Source organism: Brevundimonas sp. GW456-12-10-14-LB3 (assembly GCF_059424365.1).
The window spans coordinates 1-9333 of sequence record NZ_JBWKZJ010000058.1; the positions used below are offsets into that span (position 1 = coordinate 1).

A 9333-nucleotide genomic window follows, 5' to 3' on the forward strand; every position below is an offset into this window, starting at 1 on the left:
TTGATGTCGTCGATGATGTGGTAGCCGGCGTCGATCGCGCCATACCAACCGTTGGGATCTGCCGAGGCCGCGCCAGCTGAGAACAGCCCGGCGGCAGCGACGGATGCGAGAAGTTTGAGCTTCATAGCTTCCTCGTTCTGTAAAAAATGCCCGAAGCCGAGCTGTCCGCCCGACGTTCAGGAGCCGAACGGCAGGCTGCGGCTGCGGTTCCCTCGCATCTGCGAACAATGTGGCGACTGTGGCGCCCTTTCAACACAAAAGACCTGGGCGCCGACGACCCGACGAGGCTCTCCGCTTGCCTTACCGCGGGGGGAGGCGCCTAAGTTCCGCCCATGAGGAAACACGGCCGCGCCTCCAAAGCGGCGAACGAAACCGGGAAGGACCCTCCATGCGCGAAGCCGTCATCGTCTCCACCGCCCGCACCCCGATAGGCCGGGCCTATCGCGGGGCCTTCAACGACACCCAGGCCCAACAGCTGGGCGCCCATGCCGTCAAACACGCGGTCCAGCGCGCCGGCGTCGATCCGGCCGAGATCGAGGACGTGATCATGGGCGCGGCCCTGCAGCAGGGCTCGACCGGAACCAATGTCGCGCGCCAGGTCGCCCTGGCGGCCGGCCTGCCGTCTTCGGTTCCGGGCATGAGCCTGGATCGTCAATGCGCCTCGGGCCTGATGGCCATTGCCACGGCGGCCAAACAGGTGATCTTCGACCAGCAGAAGATGGCGGTCGGCGGCGGGCTGGAGAGCATCTCCCTGGTCCAGAACCAGTATATGAACCTGTACCGCGGCAAGGACGAGGCCCTGCTGAAGCTGGCGCCCCATATATATATGTCGATGCTGGAGACGGCCGAGGTCGTGGCCCGCCGCTACAACATCAGCCGCGACCGCCAGGACGAATACGCCCTTCAGTCCCAGCAGCGCACGGCGGCGGCCCAGGCGGAAGGGCGACTGGACGCCGAGATCGTGCCCATGACGACCACCATGCTGGTCACGGACAAGGCCACCGGCGAGACCGCTTCGAAAGAGGTGACCCTGTCCAAGGACGAGGGCAACCGGCCCGAAACCACTCTGGAAGGGTTGAAGGCGCTGAAACCCGTCTTCGGCAGCGGCGAGGCGATCCAGCAGGGCGAATACATCACCGCCGGCAATGCGTCCCAGTTGTCCGACGGCGCCTCGGCCTGTGTGATCATGGAGGCCGGCGAGGCGGTGAAACGCAATCTTCAGCCGCTCGGCGCCTATCGCGGCATGGCGGTGGCGGGGGTGGAGCCGGACGAGATGGGCATCGGCCCCGTCTACGCCGTGCCCAAGCTGCTGAAGCGCCACGGGCTGACGGCGGACGACATCGGCATCTGGGAGCTGAACGAGGCCTTCGCCGTCCAGGTTCTCTATTGTCGCGACACCCTGGGCATCCCCGACGAGCTTCTGAACGTCTCGGGCGGCGCCATCTCCATCGGCCACCCCTACGGCATGTCGGGCGCCCGGATGACCGGCCACGTCCTGATCGAGGGCAAGCGGCGCGGGGCCAAATACGGCGTCGTCACCATGTGCGTCGGCGGCGGCATGGGCGCGGCGGGGCTGTTCGAGATTTATTAAGGCGGCCACGCCCCATTCCAAATCCGTCATCCTCGGGCTTGACCCGAGGACCGGGCGTGGATCGGGCTGTGCATCGCCTTTGGCGCAATGCGGCGGACCACCCGGCCCTCGGGTCAAGCCCGAGGGTGACGGTGGCGCGGGATCAAACCTTCTCGCTGATCTTGATCGCCGCGCGGCATCCCGCCTTGATCACCCCGCTCAGCAGCCGATAGGCCGGCGCCTCGCGGCTGCCGTGCTCGACGGCGTGGTCGTGGTGGGCCAGCTCCTCGTCGCGGAACTGTTTCAGCTCGGCGGCCAGGGCCGGGTCGCGGTCGCCGATCTCGGCGATCTGGTCGGCGTAGTGTTTCTCGATCACGCTCTCGACCGCCTCGGTGCAGGCGTGGGCCGCCTTTTCGCCGATCAGGGCCGTGCCGGCGCCCAGGGCCGAGGCGGCGATGCGCCACAGCGGCGTCATGGCCGTCGGCCGCACGCGGCGTTCGTTCAGCAGTCGCTCGAACCGGGCCAGGTGAACCGCCTCCTGATCCTGCATTTCGCCGAGGTCGCGCACGATGTCGCCGCGCGCATTGCGCCCCTCGAACACGGCCTTCTGTGCGCGATAGATCAGGACCGCCGCATATTCGCCGGCGTGATCGACGCGAAGGATTTCGTCCATCCGCGCCCTGTCCGCGCCCAGGCCCGGGCGGGGCAGAGGAGTGTGCGGGGCGGCGTCGGTCATGGGATCAGGCCCTTTCGAAGCGGGGGGCGCGGGCGTCCTTGGGGCGTTTGGTCGCCAGCAGGCTGAACCCGGCCAACGCCAGGGAGATCAGGGCGTTCCAACCGGCCATCGACAGGCCCAGCCAGCTCCAGGCCACGGAATCGCACATGGCCACCCTCTGGGCCGGCCCCGTGCCCAGGGCCAGGGCGGTCAGGCTCTCCAGATCGACCGACCCGCTGCTGACGCAGGTCGCCGGCAGGCTCCACCACCTGTATTCGCCGCCCATATGGAAGACGGCGGTGATCGCGCCCGTCGCAAACACGGCCGCCAGCAGGAAGGCGGCGATCCGGGGCGTGCCGCGTCGCCCGCCGCTCAGCACCGTCCAGGCCGTCGCCACGGCCGCCACGGCCACGGCGCCCCAATAGACCTCGCGCTGTTTCAGACAAAGGTTGCACGGCGCCAGGCCCGCGAACCGTTCGAACCCATGGGCCGCGCCCAGCATGGCCAGCGACGCGGCCAGGGCGAAGGCGGTCCACCAACGGGTCAGCAGGCGATAGAGGCTTCTCATTGCGAAACGGTCTTACTCCGGTCCGGTCCCCGCGTCGACTTACAGAAGCTTCAGCACGACGATCAGGGCGATCAGCAGAACCAGGCCGGTCCCCGACCACAGAGCCAGGCGCTTTTCCACCTGGGCCAGCATGGCCGGGCCCCAGCGTTTCAGAATCCAGGCCTCCAAGAAGAACCGCCCGCCCCGTGTCACGACCGACGCCGCCATGAAGACCGGAAAGCTGAAGGCCGCCAGGCCCGAGGCGATGGTCACCAGCTTGTAGGGAATGGGGGTCAGCCCCTTGATCAATATGACCCACAGGCCCCACTGGGCGAACCACTGGCGGAAATGATCCAGCCCGTCGGCATGGCCCAGGAACCTCAGGATCGCCAGGCCGACGTCGGTCAGGAAATAGCCGATCGCATAGCCCAGCATCCCGCCCAGAACCGAGGCGATCGTGCAGACCCCGGCGTAGACATAGGCCCGCTCCGGCCGGGCCAGGATCATCGGCGCCAGCATGACGTCGGGCGGAATGGGAAAGAAGGAACTCTCGGCGAAGGAGACCGCCGCCAGGGCCGGCGTGGCGTGGCGATGGCGCGCCAGGTCGAACACGCCGTCATAAAGTCTGCGAAGCATGGAGATTTCCTCGAACCGCCCCGCCCTAGCAAGACCCGGTCTCGCCGTCACCCGCTGCGACACCGCAACGCTCGCGACTGAAGCGGTTGCGGTTTAAGCCCCTCAGATGACCGCGCCCCGCCCATCCCCCCAGGCTGACGACGTCAGCCACGACATCACCCGTCTGCTGCGTCGCCTGTCCGACGAGGGCGGCGACGCCGGCCTGACCCTGGACGAGGTCCGCGACCGGCTGGACGAGCGGGCCTACGGCCTTTTGATCCTGCTGCTGTCCATCCCCTGCCTGGTGCCGGGCCTGTACGGCGTGCCCCAGGTCGTGGGCGTCATCGTCATTCTATTGGCCGCACAGATGCTGGTCGGGCGCGAAGAGCCCTGGCTGCCGCGCTGGTTCCTGAAGCTGCGCGCCAAGGGCTCCTGGCTGAAGGCCATGGCCGATTTCGCCGAGTCGAAACTGGGCTGGATCGACCGGCTGTCGCGCCCCCGCTTGCGGCGTTTCGCCGACGGACCGGGCGAGAAGCTGGCGGCGATCTTCATGATCCTGGCTACGGCCACCATCGTCCTGCCCCTGACCAACACCGTCCCCTCCGTGGCCCTGGCCCTGCTGTCGGTCGGCCTGATCCAGCGCGACGGCCTGTTCGTGATCGCCGGGGCGGCGGTGACGACGGCCTGGCTGACGATTTTGGGCGCGGTTGCGACAGGGCTGCTGCTGGGCGCCGAGTGGGCGACGCGGCTGCTGCCGGGCTGAACCCCGTCTTAAACGGAGGCGGGTTTTGGCAGTGCGATCCGGACGCCCATCCACAGCAGGGCGCCTATGGCCGATATTCCGGCGTTGACGACCAGTCCGACGACCAGAAGAAACAGGAGAACGCCGACCGCCTGTACAGGCGAAGTGGCCGGAGCGCCGTTCATGAAGAACAGGCCGGGCGACAGAAATGCGAGAAGTAGTCCCAACAGGGCCATCAACACCTGAAACGTCGCCGCCACCGTGAATGTGACCAGGAACAGTCCGCCAAACGGCGCGCGTTTTAGATAGTCCATGTCTGCCTCCCCCAATGGCCATCCATCTGGCACGCCAGGATTGCGGATGTCCATCAGAACGCCCTCCGCATCACGACCCCGTGGGACCGCCTTGGCTCTGTCGTCATCCGCGACTAGGTTCCGCGCCAATCGGCGGCCCCTATCGGTTAAGCCCGCCTCAGAACGCTACGCGGGAGACGCGCCATGAACGACATGACCCCCAACCCCAGCCAGGCCCCTCATCAGCCGACGGCTGAACAGATCGACCGGGAAAATCCCCTGGGCGTCGACGGTTTCGAATTCGTCGAATTCACCGGCCCTGAGCCCCAGGCGATGATCGCGCGGCTGGAGATGATGGGCTTCACCAAGACCCATGTGAACCCCAAGACCGACGTGGTGCGCCTGAAACAGGGCGACATCTCCTTCCTCGTCCACCGCTCGCCAAAGGGCCAGGCGGCGGACTTCGCCAGGGATCACGGCCCCTCGGCCAACGGCATGGCCTTCCGCACCAATGACGCCAAGGCCGCCTATGAGGGGGCGCTCCAGCGCGGCGCCGTGGCCGCGACGGATGCCGACGGCGGCGCCCTGGGCGACTATCCCTACATCCTGCAAGGCATCGGCGGCTCGCTGCTGTACGTCATCGACCAGTACGGCGACGCCGGCTCCCTGTATGACGCCTGGGACGAGATCGAGGGCTGGGAAGAGGCCGAGCGCAAGAACAACGTCGGCCTGGAGGTGCTGGACCACCTGACCCACAACGTCCGTCGCGGTCAGATGCGCACCTGGTCGGGCTTCTACAATTCGGTCTTCAACTTCGAGGAACAGAAGTATTTCGACATCAAGGGCAAGGCGACCGGCCTCTTCTCCCAGGCCATGATCGCGCCGGACCGCGCCATCCGCATCCCGCTGAACGAGAGCCAGGACGAAAACTCCCAGATCGAGGAGTTCATCCGCCGCTACAACGGCGAAGGCATCCAGCACATCGCCCTGACCACCGAGAACATCTTCGAGACGGTCGAGGCCATGCGCGCCCGCGGCGTGGACTTCCAGGACACGATCGAGACCTATTTCGAACTGATCGACAAACGCCTGCCCAACCACGGCGAGGACGTGGAGCGGATGCGCAAGAACCGCATCCTGATCGACGGTTCGGACGAGGAAGGCCTGCTGCTGCAGATCTTCACCCAGGACACCTTCGGCCCGATCTTCTTCGAGATCATCCAGCGCAAGGGCAACGAAGGCTTCGGCAACGGCAATTTCCAGGCCCTGTTCGACTCGATCGAGCTGGACCAGATCCGTCGCGGCGTCATCAAGGTCGACGCCTGAATGAAGATGCGGCCGCCGACCTGGCTGCCCTGGCTCGGCCCGGCCCTTGCGGCCGGCGCCGGCGCCCTGGCCGGGCGTTTCTGGCTGGAGGGCGGCTTCTGGACGGTCCTGATCGCCGCCCTGATCTGCGGCTTCGCCCCCATCGTCGCCTACAGGATCTGGAAACGGCTGCACCACCGGGGGTGAGGGGTGAAGTTGGCGCTCGCCAGCAAGTGGATGGATCGAGAATACTGGGGAGTTGTAGCGGCAGTTAGAACTGCCAACACGTTCGACAACGAGTATGCCGTGCCGAAGCACAAGAAGCTCATCCCAAAGAACGAGCGTCATCATTGGTGGCCGAAGACGCTATCACGGCACTGGGCTGACAGCGCTGGCCTGGCTCACAGCCTGTCTTGCGACGGTGAGCTCGTAACATCCAAGCCGGAGCAATTTGGAGCGATCCGCAACGACAACAATATCTATCTTAGCGATGTGGCGAGCCCTTGGGACGAGTCGTTCGAACACACATTCGGACCACCCGACGCTCTGATCACTCCGTTGATTGACTGGTTGAAAACGGCGGAGTCGCCGATCGTTCCCTCCGACAGCACACTCTCTAAGCGCCTCACGCCGCTTATCGTCGATGAGGAACGTTTCACGTCACTCACCAAAGTTCTCGCTTCGCTTATCGCCCGTAGTCCCAGTTTCCGTCACAGAGTTAAAAGCGGGACGCGCGCACTACGCGAACGCATTGGGCTCGACCCCAACAACGGTGATCGTGGCCTGCTCGGCATGAATGTTCGCAATGCTCAAGCGACGCTGTCAGAGGCTATGACGCGAGGCAAGTTCGCCGTGCTTCTCAGCGGTAGTCGTGAGTTCATATTTGGCGATGGTTTCTTCCACAACGTGCACTCGGTCGCCAACTCTCCACGGGGTGTCCGTTGTATCGTTCCGCTGACGCCAGCGATTGCAATCTTCTACACACACCCAATGCGCTATCATTCCTACCCACGCGCCTTTGTGTTGAATCTAACAAACGACGAAATCGATTTCGTAAATCGCTCGGTTCAGATCTATTCCAAGCGCTTTGTCTTCTATCGGTCACAGCCGTCCAACATTGAAGAGACGTTCACTCGGTGCACTCATCTACAATGGCAGTACGATAAAGTTGATTGGACAGACGCATTGGAGACCGCCGTAGCGGATACGTTCTTCGGAAACGACTCGATGTTTTACCCACCCGCTGAGTAAGCAGTTGGGCTAATCTAGAAATCAGCGTGACGAAGGAATGTCTGCAGCTGGGTGGAATGCTGAACGTCGCTTAGTGGTCGATTAGCGACCAACCCTGCAAGATCAAAGAGACCTTCCGCTAATGGGCGGCTCCAACTCACGCGGGCGAGCCATCTCAACGCCCAAACTCAACACTCTGATTTTCCCTCGTTTCCGATTTTCTTCGGCCAATCGACCTGACACGCCCGCACACGGCGTTACACTGCGACAGACCGGCGTCTCGGAGGAATGTGCACCCATTGCACTCGGTTTTTCGGCGCGGAGGAGTTTCACCATGCGCATCGCCTGTTCTGGACTGATTGCACTCTTTGCACTGTGTTTTTCCTCGGCCCAGGCCCAGGACGCCGCGCCGCGCTGGTCGCTGGCGATCCACGGCGGGGCGGGCGTGATCGAGCGGTCCAGCCTGACGCCTGCGCAGGACGCGGCCTATCGCGCCGCGCTTCAAGCCGCGCTGGACGCCGGTTCGGCCGTGCTGAAGAGCGGCGGCTCGGCGCTGGATGCGGTCCAGGCCGCCGTCGAGGTCATGGAGGACGATCCCCTGTTCAACGCCGGGCGCGGGGCGGTCTTCACCGCAGCGGGTCGTAACGAGCTGGACGCCGCCGTCATGAACGGATCGGACCTGACCGCCGGCGCGGTCGCCGGCCTGACTGCGACCCGCCACCCCGTCGCCGCCGCCCGGGCGGTGATGGAGCGGTCGCCCCACGTCATGTTGATCGGCCCCGGCGCCGACGCCTTCGCCGCCTCGGTCGGGCTGGAGCAGGTCGATCCGTCCTTCTTCTTTACCGAGCGCCGCTGGCAGGGTCTGGTCAAGGCCCTGACCGAGGCCGGCCTGCCCATACCGGAACGCCCCGCCGGCGCCCCCGCGCCCGTCGACCAATCGGCCGCCCACCACGCCAGCGTCGCCCCGCCCCTGAACGAGAAGAAGTTCGGCACGGTCGGCGCCGTGGCCCTGGACAGCCAGGGCCGCCTCGCCGCCGCCACCTCGACCGGCGGCATGACCGCCAAACGGTGGGGCCGGGTCGGGGACGCGCCGATCATCGGCGCGGGCACCTATGCCTCCAACGCCGACGGCTGCGCCGTCTCGGCCACCGGCTCGGGCGAATATTTCATCCGCTCCACCGTCGCCCGCGACATCTGCCGCCGCACCGCCGACGGCGCGACCGTCCAGGCGGCGGCGGAGGCCGAAATCGCCGACGTCGGCTCGATCGGCGGCGACGGCGGCGTCATCGTCATGGGCCTGAACGGAACCCCCGCCTTCGCCATGAACACCTCGGGCATGTATCGGGGGGCGGTGTCTTCGAATACCCCGACCCGCGTCGCCATATACGCCGACGAAGGAGACCCCCGTTGACCGACGACGAACTGACCAAGATGGCCGAGGAGGAGCTGGACGCCGCCTGCGCCATGCCCTTCGTCGAGCTGAAGAAGATCACCCCCTGGGGCGATGCGTTCGAGGGGTTCGCCCCCTCCGGCCGCACGGTCGAGGTCGAGCGTCGCTATCTGTGGGCGGTCGAGCCCGAGGGCGGCGTCATCGTCGAGGTCGAGGTGCGCGACCGCGCGGCCCGGACCGGCGCCGAGGCCCGCGCCCTGCTGACCCCTGCCGCCTGAGGGCTGTCGTTAACCTTTTTCTTGGCCCGGCTTCGCCGCTGCGGCATCATGGTTCGGCGAACAACGGGTCAGACAGGGTGCGGCATGTCGGCGAGCGTCTCCAACTATCCGCAGGATTTCCAGACACCCGATCCGGCGGCGTTAGAACCCGTTGACTCCACTCTACTCCTTGGCGTCCACCCGCTGCTGCTCCTGCTGCTGGCGGCCCTGATCCTGGGTCTGACGGTCCTGGCCTGGCGGGCCGGCAAGGGCGCCTCGACCACCCAGGCCGACGCCGCCGAATCAATCTGGCGCGCCGTCGACCGCGCCTGCCACGCAGCCATGACCGCCAACAGCGACGCCCTGGTCGGCGCCGCCAAGGCCCTGCGCGCCACCTATGACGACTGTCTGGGCGCGGTCGTGGTCCTGGCCGAGGGGCCGTCCAAGCCGCTGAAAGCCGTCGATCACGCCCTGAAGGGCCGGATCAAGGAGACGATCAAACCCAAGGAAGAGACGCCGCCGCAAGAGCCGACAGCCAAGCCCGACCAAGGGGCCCACCATCCATCCCCCCCTCACCCCGCCGTCCCGGCCAATGTGACCGTGGTCTCCAACAGCCATGTGGTCATCAAGGGCGACCGGGTGGAGCACGGCCCCGCCGATGAATCCGGC

12 protein-coding genes are annotated in these 9333 nt (G+C 66.0%); 8 read left to right on the forward strand and 4 right to left on the reverse strand.

Going from position 1 to position 9333, the window contains the following annotated elements; translation table 11 throughout:
- The first annotated feature begins 388 nt into the window (after positions 1–388).
- The gene (locus tag AC07XS_RS15245; RefSeq protein ID WP_182715118.1) at positions 389–1591 is read left to right on the forward strand and encodes an acetyl-CoA C-acyltransferase; all 1203 of its coding nucleotides are present in this window, start codon (positions 389–391) and stop codon (positions 1589–1591) included.
- Positions 1592–1733: 142 nt separating this feature from the next.
- Here AC07XS_RS15245 and AC07XS_RS15250 read toward each other — a convergent pair whose 3' ends face one another.
- Genes AC07XS_RS15250 through AC07XS_RS15260 form a run of 3 tightly spaced genes read right to left on the reverse strand, consistent with a single transcriptional unit; the run spans position 1734 to position 3468 of the window.
- Positions 1734–2306: a demethoxyubiquinone hydroxylase family protein gene (locus tag AC07XS_RS15250; protein ID WP_182715119.1), complete on the reverse strand. Its 573-nt coding sequence runs from the start codon at positions 2304–2306 to the stop codon at positions 1734–1736.
- Positions 2307–2310: 4 nt separating this feature from the next.
- Positions 2311–2853, reverse strand: a complete 543-nt coding sequence (locus AC07XS_RS15255; protein WP_182715120.1) for a disulfide bond formation protein B — start codon at positions 2851–2853, stop codon at positions 2311–2313.
- A 39-nt stretch (positions 2854–2892) separates the two neighbouring features.
- Complete coding sequence (locus AC07XS_RS15260; RefSeq protein ID WP_182715121.1) at positions 2893–3468, reverse strand: YqaA family protein; 576 nt, start codon at positions 3466–3468, stop codon at positions 2893–2895.
- A 106-nt stretch (positions 3469–3574) separates the two neighbouring features.
- Between AC07XS_RS15260 and AC07XS_RS15265 the strand changes: the two genes are divergently transcribed.
- Complete coding sequence (locus AC07XS_RS15265) at positions 3575–4210, forward strand: exopolysaccharide biosynthesis protein (RefSeq protein ID WP_182715122.1); 636 nt, start codon at positions 3575–3577, stop codon at positions 4208–4210.
- 8 nt (positions 4211–4218) lie between these two features.
- Here the strand turns inward: AC07XS_RS15265 and AC07XS_RS15270 are convergent, their stop codons facing one another.
- A complete protein-coding gene (locus AC07XS_RS15270) occupies positions 4219–4557 on the reverse strand; it encodes a hypothetical protein (protein WP_182715123.1) in 339 nt (112 codons plus the stop codon).
- A gap of 138 nt (positions 4558–4695) precedes the next feature.
- Here AC07XS_RS15270 and hppD point away from each other — a divergent pair, with 138 nt between their 5' ends.
- From hppD to AC07XS_RS15300, 6 genes are all read left to right on the forward strand, one after another.
- Complete coding sequence (gene hppD, locus AC07XS_RS15275; protein ID WP_182715127.1) at positions 4696–5808, forward strand: 4-hydroxyphenylpyruvate dioxygenase; 1113 nt, start codon at positions 4696–4698, stop codon at positions 5806–5808.
- The gene (locus AC07XS_RS15280) at positions 5809–5994 is read left to right on the forward strand and encodes a hypothetical protein (protein ID WP_054764115.1); all 186 of its coding nucleotides are present in this window, start codon (positions 5809–5811) and stop codon (positions 5992–5994) included.
- A 9-nt stretch (positions 5995–6003) separates the two neighbouring features.
- Positions 6004–7038 (forward strand): DUF4238 domain-containing protein, encoded by a 1035-nt coding sequence (locus AC07XS_RS15285; RefSeq protein WP_182715124.1) that lies wholly within the window; start codon positions 6004–6006, stop codon positions 7036–7038.
- A 313-nt stretch (positions 7039–7351) separates the two neighbouring features.
- Positions 7352–8428 carry an isoaspartyl peptidase/L-asparaginase gene (locus AC07XS_RS15290; RefSeq protein ID WP_182715125.1) on the forward strand — a complete coding sequence of 359 codons (1077 nt, stop codon included), beginning with the start codon at positions 7352–7354 and terminating at the stop codon, positions 8426–8428.
- Positions 8425–8685: a hypothetical protein gene (locus AC07XS_RS15295; protein WP_224764472.1), complete on the forward strand. Its 261-nt coding sequence runs from the start codon at positions 8425–8427 to the stop codon at positions 8683–8685. Before AC07XS_RS15290 ends, AC07XS_RS15295 begins: the two co-directional genes overlap by 4 nt.
- An 84-nt stretch (positions 8686–8769) precedes the next feature.
- A partial coding sequence (locus AC07XS_RS15300) for a hypothetical protein (protein ID WP_182715126.1) occupies positions 8770–9333 on the forward strand: 564 nt, incomplete at its 3' end.

What these genes read in the sequence shown, in the direction of transcription:
- AC07XS_RS15245 (WP_182715118.1), top strand. Translation starts at nt 389, where the DNA reads ATGCGCGAAGCCGTCATCGTCTCCACCGCCCGCACCCCGATAGGCCGG.
- AC07XS_RS15250 (WP_182715119.1), bottom strand. Translation starts at nt 2,306, where the DNA reads ATGACCGACGCCGCCCCGCACACTCCTCTGCCCCGCCCGGGCCTGGGC.
- AC07XS_RS15255 (WP_182715120.1), bottom strand. Translation starts at nt 2,853, where the DNA reads ATGAGAAGCCTCTATCGCCTGCTGACCCGTTGGTGGACCGCCTTCGCC.
- AC07XS_RS15260 (WP_182715121.1), bottom strand. Translation starts at nt 3,468, where the DNA reads ATGCTTCGCAGACTTTATGACGGCGTGTTCGACCTGGCGCGCCATCGC.
- AC07XS_RS15265 (WP_182715122.1), top strand. Translation starts at nt 3,575, where the DNA reads ATGACCGCGCCCCGCCCATCCCCCCAGGCTGACGACGTCAGCCACGAC.
- AC07XS_RS15270 (WP_182715123.1), bottom strand. Translation starts at nt 4,557, where the DNA reads ATGGACATCCGCAATCCTGGCGTGCCAGATGGATGGCCATTGGGGGAG.
- hppD (WP_182715127.1), top strand. Translation starts at nt 4,696, where the DNA reads ATGACCCCCAACCCCAGCCAGGCCCCTCATCAGCCGACGGCTGAACAG.
- AC07XS_RS15280 (WP_054764115.1), top strand. Translation starts at nt 5,809, where the DNA reads ATGAAGATGCGGCCGCCGACCTGGCTGCCCTGGCTCGGCCCGGCCCTT.
- AC07XS_RS15290 (WP_182715125.1), top strand. Translation starts at nt 7,352, where the DNA reads ATGCGCATCGCCTGTTCTGGACTGATTGCACTCTTTGCACTGTGTTTT.